25 protein-coding genes and 3 pseudogenes are annotated in these 25,739 nt (G+C 33.7%); 22 read left to right on the forward strand and 6 right to left on the reverse strand.

The genetic code is table 11. The annotated features are described in order from the left end of the window. Window positions 1-75: 75 nt before the first annotated feature. Window positions 76-1,038, reverse strand: coding sequence for a helix-turn-helix transcriptional regulator (locus ACFVQC_RS07720; protein WP_377897951.1), 963 nt, complete (start codon window positions 1,036-1,038; stop codon window positions 76-78). 110 nt (window positions 1,039-1,148) lie between these two features. Between ACFVQC_RS07720 and ACFVQC_RS07725 the strand changes: the two genes are divergently transcribed. From ACFVQC_RS07725 to ACFVQC_RS07760, 8 genes are all read left to right on the forward strand, one after another. After that, window positions 1,149-1,628: a GyrI-like domain-containing protein gene (locus tag ACFVQC_RS07725; RefSeq protein WP_377897953.1), complete on the forward strand. Its 480-nt coding sequence runs from the start codon at window positions 1,149-1,151 to the stop codon at window positions 1,626-1,628. Beyond that, window positions 1,615-2,124 (forward strand): phage tail protein, encoded by a 510-nt coding sequence (locus tag ACFVQC_RS07730; RefSeq protein ID WP_377897955.1) that lies wholly within the window; start codon window positions 1,615-1,617, stop codon window positions 2,122-2,124. The genes ACFVQC_RS07725 and ACFVQC_RS07730 overlap by 14 nt, the downstream gene beginning before the upstream one ends. A 166-nt stretch (window positions 2,125-2,290) precedes the next feature. Beyond that, window positions 2,291-2,548, forward strand: a complete 258-nt coding sequence (locus tag ACFVQC_RS07735) for a DUF3963 domain-containing protein (protein WP_377897957.1) — start codon at window positions 2,291-2,293, stop codon at window positions 2,546-2,548. A gap of 234 nt (window positions 2,549-2,782) precedes the next feature. Beyond that, entirely contained in the window at window positions 2,783-3,367 is a 585-nt protein-coding gene (locus ACFVQC_RS07740) for a LysE family translocator (RefSeq protein ID WP_377898146.1), read from the forward strand. A 196-nt stretch (window positions 3,368-3,563) separates the two neighbouring features. Then, on the forward strand, window positions 3,564-4,163 hold the full coding sequence (locus tag ACFVQC_RS07745; RefSeq protein ID WP_377897958.1) for a TetR/AcrR family transcriptional regulator: 600 nt from the start codon (window positions 3,564-3,566) through the stop codon (window positions 4,161-4,163). 4 nt (window positions 4,164-4,167) lie between these two features. After that, complete coding sequence (locus ACFVQC_RS07750) at window positions 4,168-4,698, forward strand: hypothetical protein (protein WP_377897960.1); 531 nt, start codon at window positions 4,168-4,170, stop codon at window positions 4,696-4,698. A gap of 490 nt (window positions 4,699-5,188) precedes the next feature. Beyond that, window positions 5,189-6,469 (forward strand): isocitrate lyase, encoded by a 1,281-nt coding sequence (aceA, locus tag ACFVQC_RS07755; protein ID WP_377897962.1) that lies wholly within the window; start codon window positions 5,189-5,191, stop codon window positions 6,467-6,469. Window positions 6,470-7,260: 791 nt separating this feature from the next. After that, window positions 7,261-7,968: an IS6 family transposase gene (locus ACFVQC_RS07760; protein ID WP_377897964.1), complete on the forward strand. Its 708-nt coding sequence runs from the start codon at window positions 7,261-7,263 to the stop codon at window positions 7,966-7,968. A 239-nt stretch (window positions 7,969-8,207) separates the two neighbouring features. On the opposite strand, the gene ACFVQC_RS07765 is transcribed toward ACFVQC_RS07760, so the two are convergent. Continuing rightward, on the reverse strand, window positions 8,208-9,464 hold the full coding sequence (locus ACFVQC_RS07765; RefSeq protein ID WP_219919421.1) for an ATP-binding protein: 1,257 nt from the start codon (window positions 9,462-9,464) through the stop codon (window positions 8,208-8,210). Window positions 9,465-10,495: 1,031 nt separating this feature from the next. Here ACFVQC_RS07765 and ACFVQC_RS07770 point away from each other — a divergent pair. Next, window positions 10,496-13,777: a VaFE repeat-containing surface-anchored protein gene (locus tag ACFVQC_RS07770; RefSeq protein WP_377897966.1), complete on the forward strand. Its 3,282-nt coding sequence runs from the start codon at window positions 10,496-10,498 to the stop codon at window positions 13,775-13,777. A gap of 586 nt (window positions 13,778-14,363) precedes the next feature. Beyond that, window positions 14,364-14,996, forward strand: coding sequence for a hypothetical protein (locus tag ACFVQC_RS07775; RefSeq protein ID WP_377897968.1), 633 nt, complete (start codon window positions 14,364-14,366; stop codon window positions 14,994-14,996). Between the two features lie 176 nt (window positions 14,997-15,172). Here the strand turns inward: ACFVQC_RS07775 and ACFVQC_RS07780 are convergent, their stop codons facing one another. After that, window positions 15,173-15,427: a SunI/YnzG family protein gene (locus ACFVQC_RS07780; RefSeq protein WP_002146502.1), complete on the reverse strand. Its 255-nt coding sequence runs from the start codon at window positions 15,425-15,427 to the stop codon at window positions 15,173-15,175. 244 nt (window positions 15,428-15,671) lie between these two features. Here ACFVQC_RS07780 and ACFVQC_RS07785 point away from each other — a divergent pair, with 244 nt between their 5' ends. Further along, window positions 15,672-16,415 (forward strand): M15 family metallopeptidase, encoded by a 744-nt coding sequence (locus ACFVQC_RS07785; RefSeq protein WP_377897969.1) that lies wholly within the window; start codon window positions 15,672-15,674, stop codon window positions 16,413-16,415. Between the two features lie 1,399 nt (window positions 16,416-17,814). Here ACFVQC_RS07785 and ACFVQC_RS07790 read toward each other — a convergent pair. Further along, complete coding sequence (locus ACFVQC_RS07790) at window positions 17,815-18,111, reverse strand: hypothetical protein (protein WP_377897971.1); 297 nt, start codon at window positions 18,109-18,111, stop codon at window positions 17,815-17,817. 129 nt (window positions 18,112-18,240) lie between these two features. Between ACFVQC_RS07790 and ACFVQC_RS07795 the strand changes: the two genes are divergently transcribed. The 3 genes from ACFVQC_RS07795 (at window position 18,241) to ACFVQC_RS07805 (ending at window position 20,190) form a co-directional block, all read left to right on the forward strand. After that, window positions 18,241-18,870: a Holliday junction resolvase RecU gene (locus ACFVQC_RS07795; protein WP_377897973.1), complete on the forward strand. Its 630-nt coding sequence runs from the start codon at window positions 18,241-18,243 to the stop codon at window positions 18,868-18,870. A gap of 136 nt (window positions 18,871-19,006) precedes the next feature. After that, the gene (locus ACFVQC_RS07800; RefSeq protein ID WP_377897974.1) at window positions 19,007-19,390 is read left to right on the forward strand and encodes an ArpU family phage packaging/lysis transcriptional regulator; all 384 of its coding nucleotides are present in this window, start codon (window positions 19,007-19,009) and stop codon (window positions 19,388-19,390) included. A 149-nt stretch (window positions 19,391-19,539) separates the two neighbouring features. Then, the gene (locus ACFVQC_RS07805; protein WP_044440141.1) at window positions 19,540-20,190 is read left to right on the forward strand and encodes an RpiB/LacA/LacB family sugar-phosphate isomerase; all 651 of its coding nucleotides are present in this window, start codon (window positions 19,540-19,542) and stop codon (window positions 20,188-20,190) included. Here ACFVQC_RS07805 and ACFVQC_RS07810 read toward each other — a convergent pair. After that, window positions 20,178-20,387: pseudogene (locus tag ACFVQC_RS07810) on the reverse strand (IS256 family transposase); the annotation flags it as partial. The gene ACFVQC_RS07805 and the pseudogene ACFVQC_RS07810 overlap by 13 nt on opposite strands. A 34-nt stretch (window positions 20,388-20,421) precedes the next feature. Between ACFVQC_RS07810 and ACFVQC_RS07815 the strand changes: the two are divergent. The 5 genes and pseudogenes from ACFVQC_RS07815 (at window position 20,422) to ACFVQC_RS07835 (ending at window position 22,980) form a co-directional block, all read left to right on the forward strand. Beyond that, window positions 20,422-20,701, forward strand: a pseudogene (locus ACFVQC_RS07815) (hypothetical protein). A gap of 353 nt (window positions 20,702-21,054) precedes the next feature. Continuing rightward, a complete protein-coding gene (locus ACFVQC_RS07820) occupies window positions 21,055-21,240 on the forward strand; it encodes a hypothetical protein (RefSeq protein ID WP_377897976.1) in 186 nt (61 codons plus the stop codon). 297 nt (window positions 21,241-21,537) lie between these two features. Continuing rightward, on the forward strand, window positions 21,538-21,666 hold the full coding sequence (locus tag ACFVQC_RS07825) for a hypothetical protein (RefSeq protein ID WP_274378583.1): 129 nt from the start codon (window positions 21,538-21,540) through the stop codon (window positions 21,664-21,666). 297 nt (window positions 21,667-21,963) lie between these two features. Continuing rightward, complete coding sequence (locus tag ACFVQC_RS07830; RefSeq protein WP_377897978.1) at window positions 21,964-22,548, forward strand: recombinase family protein; 585 nt, start codon at window positions 21,964-21,966, stop codon at window positions 22,546-22,548. Between the two features lie 105 nt (window positions 22,549-22,653). Then, window positions 22,654-22,980 (forward strand): hypothetical protein, encoded by a 327-nt coding sequence (locus ACFVQC_RS07835; protein WP_377897980.1) that lies wholly within the window; start codon window positions 22,654-22,656, stop codon window positions 22,978-22,980. Window positions 22,981-23,048: 68 nt separating this feature from the next. Here ACFVQC_RS07835 and ACFVQC_RS07840 read toward each other — a convergent pair whose 3' ends face one another. Next, a complete protein-coding gene (locus ACFVQC_RS07840) occupies window positions 23,049-23,255 on the reverse strand; it encodes a hypothetical protein (RefSeq protein ID WP_377897982.1) in 207 nt (68 codons plus the stop codon). Between the two features lie 215 nt (window positions 23,256-23,470). On the opposite strand from ACFVQC_RS07840, the gene ACFVQC_RS07845 reads away from it, so the two are divergent. From ACFVQC_RS07845 to ACFVQC_RS07855, 3 genes and pseudogenes are all read left to right on the forward strand, one after another. Beyond that, entirely contained in the window at window positions 23,471-23,737 is a 267-nt protein-coding gene (locus ACFVQC_RS07845; protein ID WP_377897983.1) for a hypothetical protein, read from the forward strand. 26 nt (window positions 23,738-23,763) lie between these two features. Beyond that, a complete protein-coding gene (gene sigI / locus ACFVQC_RS07850; RefSeq protein WP_002161054.1) occupies window positions 23,764-24,486 on the forward strand; it encodes an RNA polymerase sigma factor SigI in 723 nt (240 codons plus the stop codon). After that, window positions 24,479-25,708, forward strand: a pseudogene (locus tag ACFVQC_RS07855) (anti-sigma factor domain-containing protein); the annotation flags it as partial. The gene sigI and the pseudogene ACFVQC_RS07855, both read left to right, overlap by 8 nt. Window positions 25,709-25,739 lie beyond the last annotated feature (31 nt).

The raw sequence follows: 25,739 nt of genomic DNA on the forward strand, positions 1-25,739 counted from the left end.
TTTACTAGGTATTTGAATAGAAGTAACTGGCATCTAGTCAAACTCAATATTATTTTGGGTTTAACTGGTCACTGCTTATGGGCAGTATAAACATAATCTCTCTTTTAAACCTTCTAACACTTCTTCAGGCACTTCCTTGATTTTGATATCTTTACCTAGGAAAAGTAGCCAATTTGTTATTTCTGTTAATTCATCGAGATTGTTAACATTGATAAAAGTCTTTAGAATGGCTGTGGATTGGTAAGGATTTGTATAGGAAATAGAAATTTTTATAGGATGGTATTTTTTGAACTGGGCAATCGCTTTTGGACCAAGTTCAAGTACAAGGTTGATTGCTTCGTCCTTCTTACTTAGTTTTTCTAAAATCTTTTTCTTACTTAATCTCTTTTTCGTCGTATAGGGTTCGACATTGACGAGATGATCGACAGGGAGCATCTTCTTTTTTTCTTCTTTTATGTCAAAGGCTTCAATTATCCAATGGCTTTTTTCTTGATAAAGGTGTAGTAGATAAATTGGATAAGACTTGATTTCTTCCTCTTCTTTTACGGTAATCAATAAATGACTATCCAAAAGAAGGATTTGGATGAGTTTTTCTAACATAGGATGGGGGAGGTCAGAAAGCTCAAGTAGGTCAGGATTATGAGGGTTAGTTCCTTCAAAAAGCAAGATTTGATTTAAAAGAACAAGGTCATCTTGCTGGATTTCTGAGATGAGTCCTAGTAGTTTTTCAGCTAAAGACTGACGACTCTTTAGATAGGGAAGCTGTTGATTTCTTGTGGCCATAAAGGCAATAAAAAGAGCTTTGACCTCGTTATCAGTAAAGCGAACAACGGGCAGGATAGAGTTATGCATGACAAAATATCCCCCATCTCTTCCAACTTCAGCGACGAGTGGCATCCCCATGGCTTCAATTTCTTTAATGTCTCTAATAGCTGTCGATCGTGAGATGTTAAATTCTCGTATGATTTCAGAAATTGTAAAGTGGGAGCGGTTGTTGATATACCGCATGATCGTATTAATTCGTTCAACTTTTTTCATTTTGCTCTCCTAAACAGTATCATTTTTTGACATGATTTAAGGATATTATAAACTCATCAAGTGAAAAGATAAATCGTTTGATTCATTTAAAAGTGAGGAAGGTTTTGAATATGAAAAATTATACAATAGAAGAAAAAGATAGCTTTATCGTGCTAGGTATTGGAACTGAACTTAAGAGCCACTACACAGACTTTGCGGGCATAAACAAGGAAAAGGCAGACTTTTGGCTGGCTGTCGAACAAGATGGAAGGTTGGACACTTTAAAAGCTTTAGCTACAAATGATTACATTTTTGCTGTGAGTGAAGCGGTGAATAACAAGATGATGTATTACGCTGGTGTCATGACAGAGGCAACGATACAAGAAGAATCTAGAGTTATCCAGTTTCCGAGGGGAGAATACCTAGTAGTTAAAGGGGAGGGCAAGACATCTGAGGAGCTAAGTAATAAGCTTACTGGTATTGCATTTGGCCAAGCATTAGCAGAAGCAAAAGATTTTGCCTATGTTGGTGGGCCAAATACAACAGTTGAGATGGGGCAGCAAAACGGCCTAGTATTTGGTGAAATGTGGATTCCAGTTGTTAGGAAGTAAAGAGTTAAAAGGAGAGATGGAATTGTCCAATATCGTTGATTTTAAAAATGTAACTACAGCTGGATTAGAGTTTTCACCTGTAGCAGAAGCGCTTGCTGGTTTACGTGCCCATGAAGCACGTTACTTTATGAACAAATACAAGCATGAATTTACGGTTGTAGCAGCTAGTGAAAGCGAGAAGACTCTTGATTATGTGAACCGCATTTTGAAAGAAGAACGTGATATTGAGTTTGCGGCTAAACCTTTAGAAACATCGTGTTTTCAAGTGGAAAATATTAAATTTGCCTATGTCTTCTATGAGGATGGTCTTGCAATCAACGTCATGTATACATTGGATAATCCGAAGAAGCGGGCTGTTGGATTTAAGCTTTCTGAGGGAATGGAGATACCAAAGGAGTTAGAAGAGAAATTTAAGTTTGCTAGGCAGAAGTCTAAACTTGCTGGAACAATTCGAGGTTCGTTTTTTGTAATTAAGGGAGAATATATTTCAAGTTGAAGAATCGAGTCGTATGTTGTATTTTAAAAGGCATGATTACGGAAGGTGAGGGCTAACAATCTTGAAATGTTAGCCTTTTTTTACATAAGTATAATATTCATAGTCTGCTACACGCTACGTTTTGATAAAATGAAACAAAAGGAAATTACTGTAAGGGAGTGGCGGGGTGAGCAAAAAAAGGCTATTTGAGTTATTCTTAGTAACTTTTGCTTTAGTATTCCTTCATGTAAGCACATTTACCAATGAAAAATTGAACGATAAATTTGGTAACTTTACCTTCTTTGTTGTATTTCTCATGTTTTATATCAACGTTGCATTTGTAGAACGGTATTTTGATGATATACAAAAGTGGATTCGAAATATCACATTTCTTCTTGCGCTGTTAGTAGTAACTATAATATCACTATGGATAGGTTACTTTTAAAGCCTTGTGATCACGAAAGTCCCCCAGCTTAAAAAAATGGAGGACTTTTCATAGTCTTCTAAATACAGTGAATCCCGATAATAATACGTTATGTTAACCTTATATGAATAGGCATACATTAATCTTTTTTCTCCTCAATCATGATAAAATGGACGATAAGAAATTTATGTAAGATAAAGGGTTGGAAGATTCAGTTTTAGCACTGTGCTAGCTTTTGCAATTGTTTCACTTAGCATGGTTTGTTCACCTGGGCCTAACATGATTTATCTCATTTTTCGCTCGATTACGCAGGGGCGTATGGCAGGATTCATTTCTCTTTTGGGTATCATGATTGGCCTCATAATCTATATAATCGCAACGATGTTCGGACTTACAGCTCTTTTCCTTGCTGTTCCATCTCTCTATGAAGCAGTTAAGTGGGCAGGTGCCGCTTACTTGCTCTGGCTTGCCTGGAATTCGATAAAACCTGGTGCTACTTCTATTATGGAACCTCGTACTATTTCTAATGAGCCACCACGGAAATTATTTTTGATGGGACTTATGACTAATCTTCTAAATCCAAAAATTGCTATTTTATATGTGTCACTTTTACCTCAATTTGAAGATCCTGAGAAGGGATTGTTGCTTCTACAAGGTGCAGTTTTAGGCCTTACGCAAATAACTGTTAGCTTTATAGTCAACCTCTTAATTGTGTTTACAGCAAGTCGAATTGCGAAATGGTTTGGCACACGCCCAACGTGGCTACGAGTGCAGCGTTGGCTTATGGCAAGTGTCTTAACAGGTCTTGCTGTACGTCTAGCTTTTGAACGTCGACAGTAAGAGTATCTAAAAAATTTGAAGATCTTTTTTAATGCTACGGTAGGAATGCCGTATTTTTTTATTTTAGGGAAACTTTGTTTTGTTATATTGATAGCCATGTGGCAAGAGCCCTATTGTATCTAAAGCAATATGATCATATTGTTTTAGGTGCTTTTTTTATAATATGATCATATTATAAAAAAAGAGGAGGATATGAGTGCCTAAAATAGTTGATCAAATACAAAGGAAGAATCAGATAGCCACTGCTACTTGGCGTGTAATATTAGAAAAAGGTATTGATAAAGCTTCTATACAGCAAATCGCTGACGAAGCAAACATTTCGGTTGGACTTGTTCAGCATCATTTTTCGTCTAAAAATGAATTAATTCATTATGCAATGAATTTAGTATTGAATCGAATGGAAGAACGGGCAAACACTCGTACAAGTGAATTTAAGGGAACGAGAGAAGAAGCACTTAGAAGATTAATGAAATTTATTATTCCTTCTAATAAAGAAGAAATGTTGGAAGGGAAGGTTTGGATTACATTTCTGGGTATATCCTTTAGTTCTCCAGAACTTATTGAACTTCGGAAGAAAATGGATGACCATACGAGGTATCTTATGGGAATAATTCTAGATTTAATGAGGGATCTAGGATACGTCACACCAGGTCACAATAGAGAATTTGAATTAGAGATACTGTACGGATTTATTGATGGGCTAGTAATTCATGTCCTTCAAACACCAGAATCATATCCAGAAGAAAAAGTAAATCAACTTATTGAGTATTATTTAAAAGAAAAAAAGAGGGATTAATCGCATGAATAAGGTTTTCATTATTATTCTTGTAGTCGTTATTGTATTGATTATTAGGCAGCTTATCCCGAAGAAAGTAGATAGCTTCGATCTTCTTGGTATACCAATCATGGCTATAATCAGAACTTATATGGGTCTTCCAAATAGATTGGACTTTATCATTACAATTGAATTAATTAGCTTGCTTATATTAGGAGCGATAGTTGGTTATTGGCAAGCTAAGAGGGTGAAAGTTTTTCATCATAATAATCAATTATGTAGTGTTGGAGGCTATACGTATATTATCGGATGGATTATTATGCTTTTGGGCAGGATTGTTATTTTATTGTTGTTCAATCTTAACTCGCTCGTATCGACATTTCAAGAGGGACAGGAACAGTTTACGAGTGAAATAATTAAAGTTCTTTCTCATGCTGGAGCTTGGTTAATATGGTCTACTATTCTTGCATCTTCCATCATGTATACCGTTACCTTATATAAGGATCACCCGGATATCAAGAAATTAATACATGATCGTTTTAAAGAAATAAAATAACGAATAAAATATTAATTTAACTAATTGTTGTTATATGGGCCATTGCCACATGCCCATCAACTTAAGAAAACAAATCAGCCCCAAAATGAAAAAATGAGCTTTTTTATTACAAATTAGCACAAAATCTCGTTCTGGGGGTAGCTGTATTTTCTTAGCTTAATAGCGATGTGACTCTACCTCTATTAGGGGTCCTGACGCATTGCCATCAAGTTAAGAAACTCATTGTTCCCCAAAAATGAACTACAATTGTTTACTGAGAAATTCCCTCGACATATGTCATTACATATCTTGGATAAATTAGCTAGAGAAATAGGATTTGTTCAACAGGAAAATAAATATTAGCATCTTTCTTTCTTCCAAGAACAAATAAAAGAAAGCGTTGATTCTTATCTTCATTATCCAGGAATATACTCAGGTGGCCAAGAAAATATTTAGTGTAATAGTTACTCGAAAGAATAACTGAAAAATAACATACGAGGAGATGGAAGAAATGAAAAGCGAAAGGATTCAACAATTACAAGAAAATTGGGAGTTAGATAAACGTTGGAAAGGGGTAAAACGCCCGTATTGTGCCGAAGATGTTATTCGTCTTCGAGGATCTATCGATATTGAACATACACTAGCACGCCACGGTGCAGAGAAACTTTGGCAATCGCTTCATATAGAAGACTACATCAATGTGCTTGGTGCATTAACAGGAAATCAAGCAATGCAGCAAGTGAAAGCAGGTTTAAAAGCAATTTGTGTAAGTGGTTGGCAAGTAGCTGCTGATGCCAATTTATCTGGACATATGTATCCAGACCAAAGTTTATATCCAGTGAATAGTGTGCCCGCTGTTGTAAAAAGAATCAATCAAACGTTGCAACGTGCTGATCAAATTCAGCATATGGAAGGTGGCAGTGATATAGATTATTTCGTACCAATTGTTGCAGATGCAGAAGCTGGTTTTGGTGGGCAATTAAACGTATTTGAATTAATGAAAGGAATGATTGAAGCAGGTGCAGCAGGTGTACATTTTGAAGATCAGTTGTCTTCAGAAAAGAAATGCGGACATTTAGGTGGAAAAGTATTATTACCGACACAAACGGCGGTACGTAATTTAATTTCTGCTCGTTTAGCTGCGGATGTTATGGGCGTGCCGACAGTAATCGTGGCAAGAACAGATGCAGATGCAGCAGATTTAATTACGAGCGACATTGATCCAATTGATCAAGAATTTATTACAGGAGAAAGAACAACGGAAGGTTTTTATCGTACAAAAGCGGGGCTCAATCAAGCAATTGCACGTGGCCTAGCATATGCACCGTACGCAGATCTTATTTGGTGTGAAACGTCTGAACCAAATTTAGAAGATGCGAAGCGTTTTGCAGAAGCAATTCATGAGAGATACCCAGGAAAGTTACTCGCATATAACTGTTCACCGTCGTTTAATTGGAAACAAAAATTAGATCAAAAAACAATTGAAAACTTTCAAAAAGAAATGGCATCATATGGTTACAAACTCCAATTTGTAACACTTGCAGGATTCCATTCGTTAAACCACAGTATGTTCGAATTAGCACGCGGCTATAAAGAACGTGGTATGGCAGCGTATTCTGAATTACAACAGGCCGAATTTGCAGCAAAAGAGCATGGTTATTCTGCTATGCGTCATCAACGAGAAGTCGGAACAGGTTACTTTGACGAAGTAGCACAAGTGATTACGGGTGGAACTTCATCTACGACAGCGCTGAAAGGTTCTACGGAAGAATTACAGTTTAAAGATAATTAATTCAGTTATTGTGGAGAAAGTCTTAAATAACATTGGCATTTTGAACAAAAATTGCATGAGAAACATATGTGATAATTAAATGTGTAATAATATTTAATTTATTTTGAATTTTCTCAATGTGTTTGTTGCATTTTTAAATTATAATATAAGTAACTCTTTTTATTGCTATATATCTGTCATTTCTTGTTACAGAATCCTTATTATAAGGATTCTGTTTTTTTGCATTAAATTTCTACAAACAAAAAAGAATTGAAATATATTTCTCAATTAGAATGGGAACACATTAATATTCTAGGAAAATACCGATTTAGTATAAAATAAATTGCATCATTAGACTCCCTACGATCACTACAAACAACTTAACAGTAAAAAGCCAATTATTCTCTTAGAGTACCGGAAATCGGCTTTTTCTTATGAAATTTTGCTTTGCATTGTAAATCCGCATTTTCCTGACGCTGCCCCATGCCCATCAAGCTAAAATTTTATAGTACCCCCAAAACGAAATTTTGTTCTAACTTTTGATAAAAAAGCGCATTTTTTCGTTTTGGGAGATCTTCTTTACTTTCAATTTGGTATGAACAAGCTATTAATTCATCTCTTATTTCTATCTGGATTTCTGATTTTTTTTAATGCTGGATATTAATCATTGCAATAAGCTGTGGGAGATTTATATATACACGTATTTTTGCAACCTTTTTATGGTTCTGGTGCAAAAACTTCAAGGTAATTACAAGTAATCTCTAAAACTTGGACATACTGATACTATTACTCTAAAAAGGTGTGTGATCGGTATGGAAAAGAAAAATTGGTTCAAATGGAAGCACTATCAGCCTGATATTATTTTATTCACGGTAAGATGGTACCTACGGTACAACCTAAGTTTTCGTGATTTGGTGGAAATGATGGAGGAACGGGGTTTATCCATTTCTCATACAACGATTATGCGTTGGGTTCATCAGTATGGTCCTGAATTGGACAAACGGATCCGACGTTACCTCAAACAAATAAATGACTCTTGGAGAGTCGATGAAACATATATCAAAGTAAAAGGTCAATGGATGTACCTGTATCGTGCTGTTGATTCGAACGGAAACACAATGGATTTTTTCCTAAGCAAAACAAGAAATCATAAGGCTACAAGGCGCTTTTTCAAGAAAGCTTTGCGGTCTTTTCATGTTTCAAAGCCACGTGTGATAACAGTCGATAAGAATCCAGCTTATCCGATAGCAATTGAACAGTTGAAAAAAGAAAAAAGCATACCTGATGGTATGCAACTTAGACAACAAAAGTACTTGAATAACATAGTAGAACAAGATCATCGCTTTATAAAGAAGCGAATCCGTTCTATGCTAGGGTTCAAATATTTTGACACAGCTACATCCATTCTTTCTGGAGTAGAAGCCATGCATATGATTAAAAAAGAGCAGCTGGATTTACGGGACCGGTCTGTCCAAAATCAGAAAGAATTCATCCATCAATTGTTTGGACTTGCAGCATAAGATACGATTCCGTTAGGAATATATGTGCTTTATTCTCCTGTATTTTATTTTTGCATCAGAACCACTTGTTTTACCGGACCAGTCTGTCCAAAGCGAGAAACAATTTATTCATAAATTGTTTGGCTTAGCTTCATAAGATAGAAATGAAAAGGAAATTGCTACTCTATGTTTCTAACTAACATTTTTATATGGTTATATTAGCTACAAAATAATATCATTTAAATAAATTTTCTATTATATTAGCAGGGGATAGTGATAGAAAAGTGTGTTCCTTTTCCTAGTTCACTTTCTATCTCTATATCTCCGTTTAATTCTTTAATAATACTGTACGCAATCATAGTACCAAGCCCAGTACCTTTTTCTGTTGTTGAATAAAATGGCAAGGCAATACGTTTTATTTGTTGGGAAGACATTCCTATTCCTGTATCAATAATATCAATTACAATATTATCTTTTATTTTTTGTATATTTATTTGTAATACGCCACCATTTTTCATAGCCTCAATTCCATTTTGTATGATGTTGGTTAGACATATTTTTAATTTTTCAGTATTAGCATTTATGTAAAGGGAATCTGTTGTAATATGCTGTTTTATTTCAACATTATATGAAAGAGCGAGTGGTGAAATATTATCTTTCACTTGATTTAATATGTAATTAATATCTAGTTCCTCTTTTATAATGTTTTGTGGTTTGGTTAAAGATAAATAGTTATTAATAGTAGATTGTATTTGCTGCATTTCAAGTAACATAATTTCTAAGTACTTATCTTGAGACATCTTAGCACTCTCATCTTCATTTAGTAATTGAGTGAATCCACGTACCGTGGTCAGTGGATTATGAATTTCATGCGCGATCGATGCAGCTAGTTCGCTAGCTATATAAAATTTTTCTGCTCTTTGCATTCTTTCTTTTATTTTATATTTCTCGATCATTCCTTCTATTAAATAAACTGATAATAATACTGTGAAAATATTTATGATTATATAATTGAATAAAAATTCAATGAGAGTAGAGTCAATTTTACCACCTGTATTTATTTGCGTTACAATACCGCAGATAGAAAGGGAAGTTGTACATATCAAAATAAGTAGAATACTTAATAATATCTTCTTTTCCTTGAAATAAGTAGGTGACAAGTAACGAAACATGATTGTAATAACAGAAATAATAGTAAAGATAATAAATGATGGGAAGACTCCGCTTCCACCTAAGTAAAATCTATAAGAAAGATATAAAACTCCAATACAAATAATGCTCTTTGTATTTCCATATAGAAAAACTAATATAATGGGAATAAAACGTAAATCATAAATGAACCCAGCGTGTAAATGAAAAGGAAAAGTCATACAAAAAATAATTGCAGTGGAGGAAAGTACAGAAATTAATATATTATTACATGCCATTTTTTCTTTATGTTCTAGCCAAAATACTTGGTAACTAAGGATACAAATAATAATAATAAATGTATTTAATAATAGTGTAGGAATTCCCATAGTTTATACCTCTCTGAGAGTTTGTAAGTAGGATTATGTATGTGTTTAATCTAGGTGTTTGATTTTATTAGATTTTCTATCTTTAAAAAAGAAAAGGAAGGGCACTTGAAAAAGTACTTTTTTACCATTTATATTAAAATCGATGAGGAAGATAGAAATAAAAAGTTACTTTTACTTATGAACAAAAAAATTGAAAGTAGCCCTTGTATAGGTAAAAGATGAAGCAAATTACTGAAATAGTTACGTTTCTCTGGAGTGAATATTCCGAAAAAACATTGTGTATGGCGAAATCCATTTTATAACCTTCGCCATATTAACATGTAACTTATTAAATTACAAAGAAAAAATTAAAAATTATTATTTTTTTGTTATTTTAATTTATTTAAAAACGTAAAAGTATTCAAGAGGTTACCATTGAGATGCTAGGGTACTTAGACCAATATTCGAACTTCGTAATAACGTTGTTACTTTTTTACTAATATTCTTAATACTAATTTTAGTATAATTAATTGATTGAAAGTTCTAATAATTATTTACGTACCCCTTTTTTTTATATCATTTTATATTAAATACAATGATATTTATTGTCACATAATAATGCAAATTTCCAGTAAACTAATAGAAAAAATCCTATAAAAACATAATTTACTATCTTTTATATAAACATTGCAGGTGTAAATGCAATAAAATTTCATTATTAATACATATATTCAATCTGAAAATATCTGTTTACATATCAAAATATCTTTGTAGTGGTCCTTCATGCCAAAAATCGTTTCCGTACTCCAACTACCGTTATTCTAGTATTTTACCAAGTTTCTTATTTTGTTAAGGTATCCTAATATTGTTACTTTTATGAAATGAAATGTTTTAATATCATAATTTATAGTGGATGTTGAGAAAATAAATAATTTGTAAAAATAATATAATATTTGTAACTTTATGTCTTATAATATGAAATATCTTCGTTGTGATTATTTTAAATATTTGAATAATACATCAGATTCATTTTATCTAGGGAGGTTTTAAAATTGGGGAAAAGAGTTGTTAAAAGAGTTTTTGCATTATTATCAGTACTAGCATTATTCTTTAATGTGTTTCTACCGAAGGCAAATGCGGAGGTTATGACGCATGAAAAGTATTCAATGAACTGGAGTTATAGCAACAGTTTAGGTAAGTACATTCGAACTGAAATTATTAAAAATTCAAGCGGCCAAATTGCTTATTGTTTAACTCTTGGCTTAAAATCACCAAATGGTGAAGATCTTCCTGAAATGGGGAAAACAGATAATGTAGTATATAGGGTCCTATTAAATGGTTTCCCACAAAAAAGTGTAGAACAACTGGGAGTAGCTAATAAGAATGAAGCACATTATGCAACTCAGCTTGCGGTTTGGAATGCATTAGGTCAACTTGATGTAAATGAATTAAAGCATGAGAATAAAAATGTTGAAAAAGCGGCTAAGGCAATTATTAATGCTGCAAATACAAGTGAAGATACTCAAGATATTTTTATGAACGTGATTCCTGCTGAAAAGCAAAAGGCAGAATTAAAGGGTGAGTTCTTTGAAACAAACCTATACACAGTACAAACAAATGCTAAGAGTGGCTCTTATAAGGTAGTAGCGAAAAATGCACCTACTGGAGTTAAAATTATTAGTGAAAATGGAGAAGTGAAAGATCAGCTTTCAGTTGGGGAAAAATTCCGTATCCAAATTCCTAAAGATACAAAAACAGGTGAATTTAATCTAAGTGTAGCTGCTAACTTAACTAAAGTTCAAGCAATTGCTTACCGCGGTACTGATACTGTTCAGAATGCTACAGTACTACTAGAAAGAAATGAAGAGAAGCTTAGTAGTGACCTTGCAGTAAATTGGGAAGCTGCTGGTTCTTTAAAAATTAAAAAGGTTGGAGAAGATGGTGAAGTTTTAGCTGGTGCAGTATTTGAAGTCTTTAATGCAAATAATGAATCAGTTGGAAAAATCACTACTGGTGCTGATGGTACTGCAGTATTAAATAACCTACAAATTGGTACCTATACAGTAAAAGAAATTAAAGCACCAACAGGCTATGTTTCAGGTGACAAACCACAAACTATTGAAGTTAAGACAGAAGAAACAGGAGCTGTCCAAGTAGTAAACAACAAAGTAAAAGGTAACATCGAAATTAAAAAGCTTAGTGATTCTGGAAAGGTTTTACCTAATGTTGAATTCACGGTCTTCACTGAAGATGGAAAAGAAGTGAAAAAAGTAGTAACAAAAGAAAATGGAATTGCAAACGTTGAAGGTCTTACGTATGGTAAATATTATTTCTTAGAGACAAAAACACCTAATGGATATATTGGAAATAAAACAAAGTATCCTTTTGAAATTAAAGAGCACAATAAAACACTTACTTTTACAGTGGAAAATACCGAAGTGAAAGGTAGTGTAAAATTACTAAAAGTAGATAATGAAGATATCAGCAATAATTTAGAAGGTGCAGTATTCGAGCTAAAAGATGCAAGTGGGAAAGTAATTGGAGAATATAAGACAGATAAAAATGGTGAAGTTAACGTCAAAGATTTAGCGTATGGTAAATATTCATTTGTAGAAAAGGCCTCTCCAAATGGTTATGTTCTTATTACAGAACCAATTGTGTTCGAAATAAAGGAACACGGAAAAATTATTGAGCTATTGGCAGTCAATCATCTTATTAAAGGTGATCTAGAAATTACAAAAGTTGATGTAGCTGATGGAAACAACAAACTTCCAAATGCAGAGTTTACAATTTATAATGAAGCAGGGAAAGAAGTAGTAAAAGGAAAAACAGACGATAAAGGTATCGCGAAGTTTGAAAAGTTACCATTTGGAAAATACACATATAAGGAAACTGTTGCACCAAAAGGTTATGTATTGAATGAAGAAACGTTCTCTTTTGAGATCAAAGAGAATGGTCAAATCATTAAACATATTGTCAAAGATGAAAAGATTCCATCAGTAAAAACAACAGCTACTGATAAAACCGATGGTACAAAAGAAATGCACACCTCTAAGTCTGTAACAATCCAAGATAAAGTGGAATACAAAGACCTACAAGTAGGTAAAGAGTACACTTTAAAAGGTAAATTAATGGATAAAGAGACTAATAAACCATTAGTTGTAAATGGTAAAGAAGTAACTGCTGAAACTAAGTTTACACCAAAAGAAGCAAACGGTTCTATTACACTAGATTTCACTTTTGATGCAACTGGTTTAGAAGAAAAAGAAGTAGTAGTATTCGAAGAGTTACTGAAAGACGGAAAAGTTATTACTACACATGCTGATATCAATGATAAAGGTCAAACAGTTAAGTTCGTTAAGCCATCAGTAAAAACAACTGCTACAAACAAAGCTGATGGTGGAAAAGAGATTCATTCAAAGGATTCTATCACTATTCAAGATAAAGTAGAGTATACTAACTTAGTTGTTGGTAAAGAGTACACTGTAAAAGGTAAATTAATGAACAAAGCTATTAACAAACCATTATTAATTGATGGTAAAGAAATAACAGCAGAGACTAAGTTCATTGCAAAAGAAAAGAATGGTTTTGTAACATTAGACTTTACTTTCGTTGGTGCTGAACAGCAAGGAAGAGAAGTAGTTGTGTTTGAAGACTTATTGCATGAAGGTCAAGTAATTGCAACTCACACTGACATTAACGATGTAGGTCAAACAGTTCGATTTGTAGAGCCTTCTATTAAAACGACAGCTACAAACAAAGCTGATGGTTCTAAAGAGTTAGATGCTTCTAAATCTGTAACAATCCAAGATAAAGTGGAATACAAAGACTTAATCGTGGGTAAAGAGTACGTTGTAAAAGGCAAACTAATGGATAAAGCAACAAAAAAACCATTATTAGTTGATGATAAAGAAGTAACAGTAGAATCTAAGTTTACTGCAAAAGAAAAAAATGGTTCTATCACATTAGATTTCACATTTAATGCTTCTGCATTACAAGGTAAAGAAGTAGTAGTATTTGAAGAACTGTATCAAGATAATATCTTAGTAGCTATTCACGCTGAATTTGAAGATAAGGGACAAACAGTGAAATTCAAAGAGGTAAAACCGGAACAACCTAAACCAGAACAGCCGAATCAAGATAAAAATACTCCAACATCAGAGCAACCTAAAGAGCAAGTAAAAGAGCAACCACAACCTAAGAAAGAAATTCAATCTAAAATTGGATGGTTACCGCAAACAGGCGCTGACCTTACAAGTTGGATCTCTATGGCTGCAGGTGCATTATTGTTAATTGTTGGTGGAGTGATTTTCCTAAAACGTAAAAATGCATAAAAATTAAAAAATAAGCACATCTGTTTTTTTACAAGATGTGCTTATTTTTTATGTTAATAATTTAGTCCTATTTACAGTATTTTAATCTATTTGCTTATTTTTGAGTTGTTGTAATAATTCCCTGTTTTCTTTTCCTTAGCTTCCAAAGTGTCAGCTTCTAAATTCACTGTGAGACAAAATCCCTTAGCTATTTCAAAAGGTCTCATAGAGAACTGGGGGATATAATGCTCTTTTTTTACAAACTGTGTTTTTTCTGCCGTGATAAAGCAACAAATCCTTTCCTGTTATCTCAATGAAGATAATTTTACCAAAAAAAGAAAGTATTAGCCTTTTAATTTTTGTTTGCATTTTTGTGTTCTAACGAGGATTACATTATAAATAGTAGGTCTTTTAATTACCTTATCAAGTTATTTTTTGTTAGTTAGAAACAGGCATAAGAAAATTACATAGATATATTGCGAAAATGTAGTATGCAGGATTGCATGAATAAAATGGTTGCAATTTCGACCACCTGTAACTATAATGGTTACATGTTGGTCGATACCAATCAAACAAATACAATCATCATGAATGGAGATGTTATAGAATGGGTATGAAAAAATTAATTTTAGCAGGTGCTTTAGGGTTCGCAGCATTATCAGGAACGAATCTACCAGGATTAGAAGCAACAAAAGCGAGTGCAGCTTCTATTGAAACGAATTTCTCGACATTAGAAGGACACGTTGTAGAAGTGGATCATGGTGTGATTGTTGTGAAATCTAAACAATACGAAGAACCTGTTAGTGTGTATATAGAAAATCTTTCAAATGTGAAAGTAGGAGACGAAGTAAAAGCGACTGGATCTATGATGCGTAATTTTACGGAATATATGGTTGCAACAGAAGTTGAAAATACTACAAACAAATTAGGTATGCATTTGAAAGAAAATGGCTCACCTGATTATGTGATTGGTGAAGTATCAGAAGTAGGTAAGATGGAAGACAGTGCTACTAAATATGTCGTTGTTGAGTATCCATCACTAAATGGGGAGAAAGACATTATTGACGTGTTCTTAACAAAGGGACAAGTATTTAAAACAGGTGAGAAAGTTAAAATTGATATGAAGTATGTAGGTTGGGGCGGCATTTCTATTAATTACAACACAGTTGATCATATCGAAAAAGTGCATGAGGTAAACAATAACACTCAAAATAATGATGATGTGTGGATTTGGTCTTAATAAGATTAGTAATATTAGAATCAAAACAGTAAGACGTACTTATGTTGTAAAAGCTATACTGAAGTGAGTATGGATTATAAAATTTATTTCGATTAAACAAAGGAGAGGAGTCTATTCTATGACTTCTCTCCTTTGCTTTATTCGAACTTTGTTTGAGTCTATTTATATGACCATATTTAAGCAAGAATAGCTTTTAAAATCGACACTTTGTTTGTAGTAAATAATACATAATTTTGTTTTACAGTTCTAATTAATATACGATCAGTTGTCCCATATGCTGTTCCGATACGGATTGCAGTTGGTTCTTCAACTCCCGCATAGGTAGCATCTTCGGTAACATCAAGCACATCACGTAACGGAATCGTAATCTTCGCCAATTGCCATGAAATAATTAACTCTTCTTTTGTTTTTTTTACATCAATACCTAGCATCATACCAAGACCTTTCTATAATAGAATGCTACACTTCTCATCTCATTATACAAATTTTTAGATTATTTTTCTACATGTATGAATAGAACTGATATTTTAAGGCTGTCAAAAGAACGGGAAGATATACTATCAATCTATTAAGAAGTACGTTATGAAGAAAAGTTCACAGGGAATTAAAATGGATTTGACATGGTTGAAGTATGATGAATGAGTAACAGTAGGAGTTGTAGGAAGGAAATGAATAATGAGACTTAAATTAGTAGGAACCTTAACTTGTATAGTAGTAGTGTTAGGTATCTTTATAGTTTACACGAATATATCTATTGGTAAAGAACCATATAAGACAAACCATGAAACTAGTGAAAACTCCATAAATAATGAAAAAAATAGAAAGAAAAATGGGAATTCAAGTAAGATAGCAAGTTCTTTTGCTAGTATACAGGCTGTAGTAAATAAGGAATATGGTTTACCCGAAAACTATAAGCCAGAGGATTTAATTGTACCAAATGTACCGTTCTCATTTAGTGGAACCGTAGAAAAGAGTCATCTTCGTAAAGAGGCAGCGGAAGCGTTAGAAAAATTATTTCTTTTAGCTAAGCAAGATGGTATCCAGTTGAATGCTGTTTCAGGATTTCGTTCCTATGAGTATCAAAAAGGCTTGTATGCCAGCAATGTTAAAAAGAATGGGCAAGAGCATACAGATCGTTTCTCCGCAAAGCCAGGGCATAGTGAACATCAAACAGGCTTAACAATGGATGTTTCATCTGAAAGCGCTAACAATGAACTAGAGCTATCCTTTGCGAATACGAAGGAAGGAAAATGGCTGAAAGAAAACGCGCATCGTGCAGGGTTTATCATTCGTTATCCTAAGGGGAAGGAAAGTATTACGGGTTATGCATATGAACCTTGGCATATTCGCTATGTAGGAGATATTGCTGAAAATATATATAAGGAAAAACTGACTTTAGAAGAATATATGAATCTGTGAAAATAGAATTGAAGAGTTAAACTGTATTCATTGTTTATGAATGCTACTTTTTCTATTAAAAAGCCTAATTTCTCAATGTTTTGTAGAGAAATTAGGTTTTTTTCATCACTTCATTAGAGTTTTTTAGGCTGCGTTCGTTGGTATACTTCACACAATATTATAAAGGAAATAGAACTTACTGAAGATAACATATGAATGTTTTATAAATGTATCAAAAAAGTGAACAAAATCGTTATTTTGCACAACAAGGTAGTCAGCGTAATGAAATAACTGCTTGTAAAAAAAGAAGCCCTACAGGAAATATTACAGGGCTTCACCAAGTTGAGTTATGTCGTATTCACAAGGGATTTTAACATGATATTTGTGTTGAATAAACTGGTAAATGTGTCCAAGTAATTTGGAGCTATTTTATAAAAAAAGAGAAGCGCTTAATCAGGACGCTCCTCTTAATGCCAATACACAATAACTATCCCATTATACTGTATAAGCGTAAAATATTTAACAATTACCTTCATGGTAAATATTTTATTTTGTCTTAGTACCTTTAAATCACGAAAAAAGGTTCCGCTGTTTCCAACAGAACCTTTCCTAAAATGGCAAAGAGTAACTCTTACCTTACTCTTTGTTTATATACTATAAGATTGTTAACGAAAATCCAGAACTCCTTATATTGAGAAATAAAGAAGAATCATTATAAAAAATTTTATCTTTTTTCATAAATAAAAGAGCAGCTAGCAAAAACTAACTGCTCAATACAAGGAGATACAGAGAAAACTAAATGGATTTTGGCATACAGCCTATCAACATTATGGACATAATATTGATTTTTATTCGAAGGAATTCATGTTTTACAAATCAGATTATGATAGTCGATATTCTCCATATTGACCAGAAAAGAACCAAGAATTCTAGTGAAATTCCAAGTGTTCTTTTCCTAGTTTTTTGAAATTCTTTTACTAAATAGCCAACAGCGCTAATTGCTAGAAGAATGAAAAGAATAAGTTCTAGTGTAACTGGCATTTGATCTACTCCTAATCCATTAATTAATTTAGTATATAACGATTATAAGATATTTTTTTGTGGTTAATGGTGAAAAATTAAACAAAACTATCTCTATATGTAAAAAGGCCCCGTTGTCTTCATCAGGACCTTCCTAAAATGGCAAAGAGTAACTCTTACCTTACTCTTTGTTCATATACTACAGGAGTGTTAATGAAAATCCAAGGCTCCTTATATTGAAAAATAAAGAAGAATCATTCTAAAGAATCTTATCTTTGTTATAAATATAAGAGCAGTTAGCAAAAACTAACTGCTCATCTCCAAGGGGGAACAAGGAGAAAAAACTAATGTCATCTATATTATTGACGGAATATTGAGTTTTACTCATAAAAAACTACGTTTAACTTAATGCATTACCCACAATCAAAGTTAGTGTTAAAAACACTGATAATAACAATGTTAGTAAGACTGTTGCTACACTCCTAAGCATCGCAATCCAATTATTCATATTAGAAAATCCTATAATGCCAGCAAAAAAAGTTCCTATTGTTAAAACTAGTAATATAAATAAAGGGTGAATGTGTAATGAATCCGTGAAAAATTTGAATAATTCAAGTGGAATTTCAAAATATAAACGGAATAGTCCAACGCAAATCAAAGAGCATATAAAGGACCATAGATTGAGGTTATGCTTCATAGCTTTCTCCTATGTTATCAAAATAGTTTTACTCAATTTTAATGGGAAATAAAAGAAAAAGATAGAGGTTATGAATTAGAATTAATTTTTTAACAAAATAATCCTTTTAATAGAAAGCGAGGAATAACAATGGGACTCGGAAACCGTGGGATGGCATTTGAAATGCTTATCAATCTAGCGAATGAAATGTATCAAAGAGGGGGAGTGGTGCTTATAAACAAACGTCCGACTCCTGTGAAGGTGTTAAAGAGTAAAGGTGGCCGTGTGCTAAATGGATTCTATGAAGCTAAGAGTACAGTAGACTATGACGGCGTGTATAAAGGACGGGCTATAGCATTTGAAGCGAAGTCTACAGAAAATTCTACACGATTTGATTTAAAGAACATTGCGCAGCACCAATTGGATTACCTGGAGAAAGCGGAGAATATGGGAGCGATTTGTTTCTTTCTTATTGAGTTCAGTAAGGACAAGTCAGTATTTGTTGTACCACTATCAGTCATCCAATCTTACGTAAGGATGTCACAGCAGCCAAAAGGCAAGAAGTCGATACCAAGGGCAGCTTTTAATATTTACGGGTACTTAGTAGAACAGACGGAACGAGCGCCAGTGGATTACTTACAATATGTCGATGAAGCAGTAGCTCCAGTTATGTTTGATGGCATGATTCAATTTGATCAGGACCATCAAAAGGTAGCAAATAACATTGAAGCAGTAAAAGAGAAGATGGCCAGCAAGAAACGTAAATTATTAAAGGCTTAATGGATAGCGAAACCATGCAGAGTGGATGGTGGGGGCTACTCTCTATGCACGTTTCCTTTATTCAACAAAGAGATAGTAAAATTTCACGCGCCTGATGTGAATATAAAAACCAAAATTCGAAATAGGGGGATTACAGATGGAGCAATTATCATTCTTTCCAGAAATAAATAACGAGGAATATAAGTTAATACAAAAAGCAGTAGTGAAGGTATTGCGAGATTACAAGGATCTATCAGTCCGTATGATGAACCAAAGCGAATGTGAAAGGGAAAGTATTCAGTTATTCCCAGAATTACGTGATACGAAGAAGATTAATGATTACAAATACTTACAGATTAGAAGAGCAATAGAACATTCATTGGATATAGAGCAAAGGGAGATAATCGAGCGGAAATATCTAAAGAGTGGTGTAATGAGTGATAAGGCGATAAAGGCTCAAATGATATTAGCTAATGATTGGTATTATTACCAGAAAAAGAATGCAATTATGGCAATTGCAACAGCCTTACGGATTATTTAAAACAACAAGGAGGGATTGTCAAGAAATCTGTGTAAGTTTTTGAAACGAACACATAGAATAGCAAATATTAAGGTAAGGTCGCTTCTGTCTTTTTTATCTTCTTTTGACTTTCGGTTTGTGTGATAATTAAATCGAAAGGTCGTGGAAGAATGAAGATAGCCGTGATACAAGCAAGTACCCAAATTAGCAAAAATGAACTGATTTTTGAAGAGACAAAAAGGGCTGTGGCGAGGCATGGATATGAAGTACTCAATTTTGGTGTTACAGTTGAAGAATCCGAGTTAAGCTATATCCAAGTGTCCTTAGCTGTTGGTCTACTTCTAAATTCAGGTGCAGTTGATTTTGTCGTCACTGGATGTAGTAGTGGTGTTGGTATGTCGATTGCCTGTAATACACTTCCGAATGTCATTAGCGGTTATCTGCCAACTCCAACAGATGCGTTCCTATTTGGTAGGATAAATAACGGAAACTGTGCATCACTGCCACTTGGATTGAACTTCGGTTGGGCGGGCGAATTAAATCTTCGCTTCACGCTTGAGAAACTATTTGAAGAACCGTTCAATACTGGGTATCCTGAAGAATCCGCCGAACGAAAGAAACGTGATGCAGAACTTTTTAAAGCAATCAAGAGTTTTTCACATCATGGCATCGTTGAGATTCTAAGTCAGCTAGATGGAGCCGTTATTAATCCTGTTCTTCAAAAGCAAGATTTAGTGGAATTCCTCTTGCGAAATGGCACCAACACAGATATATCAAATTATCTTATCGAACAAACGAAGCATTTAAATTACGGTAGGTAAATACTATATTTTTCAATACGTTTGGCGAATTTATCGTTAACCATAAGTTGATTCAACACCATTGACCAATTACGGATATGACCGTCATTCCATTTGTTTTGGAGTTCTTTTACACGTAAATACAGAACCTTGAGTAAGGCGTTTTCGTTCGGGAAAGCGCCTTTTTTCGTTACCTTACGGAAACTTGAATTGATGTTAGTATATTAACTAGTTAAAAATGGGGAAAGAAAAATGAAGATTATATTTGATGTGATTAAAGATGAAAATTTTGATTTTACTTTATTAGAAACAAAATTGCTGAAAACTTTTAAAGAAGTGGATAATGTAGCAATAGTTGAAAAGGTTGAAGATAAAATTTTTGAAAAAAGATGATGTACCAACCCATTTGGCGGAGATTACTATTAATGTTACAGGAAAGAATATCGGATATAGATCAGTTTCAGCTAGTATATTTATTGTTCTAGAAAGTCTATCAATGAAGCTATTTAATATTAATATTAGTATACATTAAGCATCCAATATGGATGCTTTTTTCTTTGTTATATAGAAATTATACATTAAACATATATTTATAAGCGCTGTTACGACACGCTAAGGAAAGTAATAACAAGATGAGGCCAATGAAACCGTATAAAAACCAAAAGAATCCTAAGATGGGGAATATTTTATGAAAATTAAGCATGGTAAACCTCCTTGGGTATATAGAGGATTATAATATATCGTTGGTCTATTTAGAAGAAAAAACATAAATTAGTACACATTAAACGTGAATTTGAACAAAATGGACATTTGGTTTAAATGAGTATATAAATAGGAAGAATCTAATTATTTGGTTCACATTTTAATCCAAGGGGTACAAATTCGATGCGACGTGAAAAGGATTTGTTGAAACAATGGAAGGCGGATTTGCAAGCTATTCAAGAAGAAAAAAGGCTGAAGAAGAAGGCTAAGAATAAGAAATATAGTATTCCTGGTAATACAGCTGACTTCATGAATGGAAAGAATACTTATCGTAAAGAGAATGGGGTATGGAAGCAAAGAAATAAATAATGTGAGGATAAATGAGTTTGATTAAGTGTATAGCAATTTTCGTAGGCGCTGCCGTGATCTGGGTGGCGTCTTGTTTGCTGTTAAGGAAAGATAAGGGGTAAAATAGATTTGAAACTTAAAGATTAGATAATAACATTATTACTTTAAAATGCAGAAAGTAGACTAGTAAACAAGCTGTTTTTGTTTTTTAGCATAGAATATGATGAATCCTAGAGTTAAGAGGAGGTAATTATATTTATGGGATGTAATTGTAATTTCAGACGTTCCCGAGATTGTGATAGATTTTGGGATGATTTAATGTTCTGCAGACGCAGAGATTGTGATGACCGTCGTTGTAGACGTGACCGTGACTGTGATTGTGATGAATGTCGTCGTAAACGTAATCATGATCGTGACTGTGATTGTGATAAGCGTCGAGAATGGTAAATTCCTATTGGAGGGTGCTTTGAAGAAAAGCACTCTTTTTTGGTACATGGATTTTCTGGTCTGATTTCTTGTTAAGGAAAGATAACAAAACAAACGAACACAACGAACGAAAATAGAGGATAAAACGTCCGATATGGGTCTACTTATTTAGAATTTCATCCGTTCACAATTTAGACATATTCAAAATACTTATTTTACAACTCTCTTCATGTCCGGTTTACATGTACGGAAAATAAATGATGTTATTAAGCTATAGTTAATTTATGGACACTTAAACGGACAAAGGGGAGAAATAGAATGATGCTTGGATATGCTCGTGTATCGACACAAGATCAGAACTTAGCAAGGCAACTCAAACAATTGAGTGATTATGGATGTGATTATGTGTTTGAAGAAAAAGTTAGCGGGGCTACAACAGACAGACCTGAGTTATTACGTATGTTAGACAATCTGCGTGAATGTGATGTATTTGTAGTAACTGAATTAGCACGTATTACCAGAAGTACACAAGACTTATTTAAACTTATAGAAACAATTAAAGAAAAAGGCGCTTCTATTAAGTCGTTAAAAGACAATTGGCTTGATACTACAAGCGATAATCCATACAGCACTTTCCTACTCACTGTAATGGCTGGTGTTAATCAGTTAGAACGTGACCTAATTCGAATGCGGCAACGAGAAGGTATTGAACTAGCTAAAGAGCGTGGTGTTTATAAAGGGCGCCCTAAGAAGTACGATGATGATAATCCTAATATGGAACATGCTTTAGATCTGCTTGCAAACCGAAAGGAAAACAAGTTTACAGTAAAGAAGATATGTGAAGTTACAGGTGTAAGCCGCACGGTTCTTTATGAGAGAGCAAAAGAAAAGGGAGCTATGTAGATTTTAAAGTAGCGAATACGCTGCTTTTTTATTTTATCAAATAAATTGTTCTTGAGTAGAAATGAAAATAGGGGTTTGCCTTAAACATTTATTATTAATAAGAATATGAGTATAGAAACAGGTCTAAATTTTGTAATAGTGGAGGGGATTGTTGTGGACATAACTCAAAGTGTGGTAAGAATAGTGGTTAATGGGAAAGACCTTCCGTTCACTTCAGTTCAAACCTCTGCATGGAATCATGGACCTGTAAATGATTTAATCGTTTCGACGAATCAGAGAGTGAATGAGCTTTATCAATTCATGTGGTCACAAGTACCAGTTACGATCTCGGTGTATTTTCTTCAAGGGGCGGACTTAATGAGATTCGCTAGGATCGCTGGAATTAATGAACGTGTAACGGGAGAATATATATATCATTTCATTTGGGGATAAGAAGAATTCAAAGTAGCTTAACAGCTGCTTTTTTATTTTGCATAGAAAAAGGAACCATAATAGGCTCCTTAATTTGATTCAGAAGTTGTGTAGTTTTTCTTGATGATATCTTTTATGTTGATAATTAAGGATATAAGGAATCCAGCAGCTAGGATACCGTTTACCCAGTAATATGTATTCCCGGATGTAAATTTATTATAAAAGGAATCGATATTATAATACACTAAGCCTGCTGAAATGACGGTAGAGATTATTAACGTACCAAAACTTTTCATGACGCTGCCTTCCGATTCTGAAATTTTATACTTTAATACAATTATACATTTAAATAAAAAGGTTTACAAAGGAATTACCATAAGGAGGAGTTATAACGAGTTTCTTCCAATTGATGGTTTTTATTTTTGAAAAAATAACTATTTTATAAAAAATATTTTTTTGACCCCCATAAAATTATTTATTCCTTCGAATATATATAAGTAGAAGAAAATAAATGAAAGAAAAAGCTAAAATTACCAAAAATATAGCGAAGAGTTATTCAAAGATTGCAGCTAAAATAGAAAAGAGCAAGTGGTATTGCAAAAGAAAACAAGAAAGCAGTACAAAATACAGACTTCACTTTAGTACAAGTGGAAAAAATAGTTATATAAAAAAGTCGGCCTCGAAAAATATGAGCAACAGAAATAAGACAAGCCAAAAGAAAAGTACTAAGAAAATGTGCTTGAATGGTCACTTATTTAGTGACCATTTTGCTATTTAAAGCAGAAGGAGGCAGGGAGATTACTAGTGTTGAGTTTAGTAATGAAAATCTTAAAAAAAACGAAAATAGAAGATATCGTATTTAACATACAAAACAACGGAGGAGATAAGGAAGCTTTTATCGTACAGTATCAGCCGTTTATTAGAAAATCAATCTCGTCTGTCTGCCGCAGGTATATTACAGAACAGGATGATGAATATAGCATTGGATTGTTTGCGTTTAACGAGGCAATTGAACAGTATTCATATAAAAAAGGAAAATCTTTTCTAGCGTTTGCTGATCTTCTTATAAAAAGAGATGTAATTGACTATATACGCAAAGAGTCTAAGCATAATCTTGTCTTTTTAAAAGAAGATAAGCAAGAGGGAATATTAGAAATGCAAGTATCGCTTACGGAGTATATGAAAGAGATGGAAAATAGTAACCGTAAGGAGGAAATTCTTCATTTTCAAAGTGTGCTAGCTGAGTTTAAAATCACATTTTCAGAGCTTGCTAAGGAATCTCCTAAGCATCGTGATACGCGTGAGCACTTAAGAGAAATTGTAAAGATTATTATAAAAGACGAGAAAATGATGGAAGAGCTGTTCAGAAAGAAAAAGTTACCGCTGAAACATATTGAACCACGTGTTAGGGTAAGTCGTAAAACGTTGGAGCGACATAGAAAATACATTATAGCAATGTGTATTATCTTTGCAAACAACTATACATATATTCTTGATTATATAAGAGGGGGGAAGCATGATGAATAAAGGAATTGTGATGGATATAAAAAAACATAGCGTAGTTGTTTTAACTCCAAATGGAGAATTTCTTTCGTTTAAAAGAAAAGCGCACTCTTACATGATTGGAGAGGAAATCTCGTTTAAAGAACAAGAGCAAAGAGCACCGCGTTTTTCAATCCCTTCTTTCTTAAAGCCTGCATCATTACTTGTTACTTGTTTTCTATGTGTGTTGCTGTTTTTCTACAACCAACCGGAAGAAAAAGTATTTGCTTATGTCTCAGTGGATATAAATCCAAGTTTAGAGGTGAGCGTAACAAAGGATCTTCGTGTTATAGATTTACGAGCTTGTAATGATGATGGAAGGCGTATTTTAAAAGAAATAAAGCGATGGGAAAATAAACACCTGCAAGACGTAATACGTACTATTATAAAACACAGTCAAGAGGATAAGTACTTAACGAATGATAAGCAAGTTATGCTAACAGCTGTTACAAAGGACAAGTCGCTAGAACCACAGTTGGAAAAGGCTATGCAAAAATTAAAGAAAGAGTATGAGACAAAATATGTTACAGTCGTATATCAAAGCAGTACGATGCAAATGCGGGAGAATGCTAATAAAGCAGGAGTTGGCACAGGTGTTTATATAAAGCAAGAGAATGAGAAGCAGAAATCGCTTACTCCACCTGCGCCGCCGTCTAATCAAGAGGAGCGCGATGAGGAGATACATTCGCAACCAAAGTCATCTCCTGAAGTATCATCGGATTCGTCTCCTGTAAAAGAAGAAAGATACGAGAAGCAGGAGCATATAGAACAAAAGCAATCCAAGGAACAGCAACCGAAGCAAATAAAAGGAAATAATGGACACCAACAAGAAAACAACGGTAGAGGATCTCAGCAAGGAAATAATGGAAATCAGCAAGAAAACAACGGTAGAGGATCTCAGCAAGGAAATAATGGAAATCAGCAAGAAAACAACGGTAGAGGATCTCAGCAAGGAAATAATGGACACCAACAAGAAAACAACGGTAGAGGATCTCAGCAAGGAAATAATGGACACCAACAAGAAAACAACGGTAGAGGATCTCAGCAAGGAAATAATGGAAATCAGCAAGAAAACAACGGTAGAGGGTCTCAGCAAGGAAATAATGGACATCAGCAAGAAAACAACGGTAGAGGGTCTCAGCAAGGAAATAATGGACACCAACAAGAAAACAACGGTAGAGGATCTCAGCAAGGGAATAATGGACACTAGCAAGAAAACAACGATGGGGGATAAAAAC

Origin of the sequence: Bacillus sp. NPDC057893, from assembly GCF_042796455.1 — a bacterium.
GTDB lineage: Bacteria > Bacillota > Bacilli > Bacillales > Bacillaceae_G > Bacillus_A.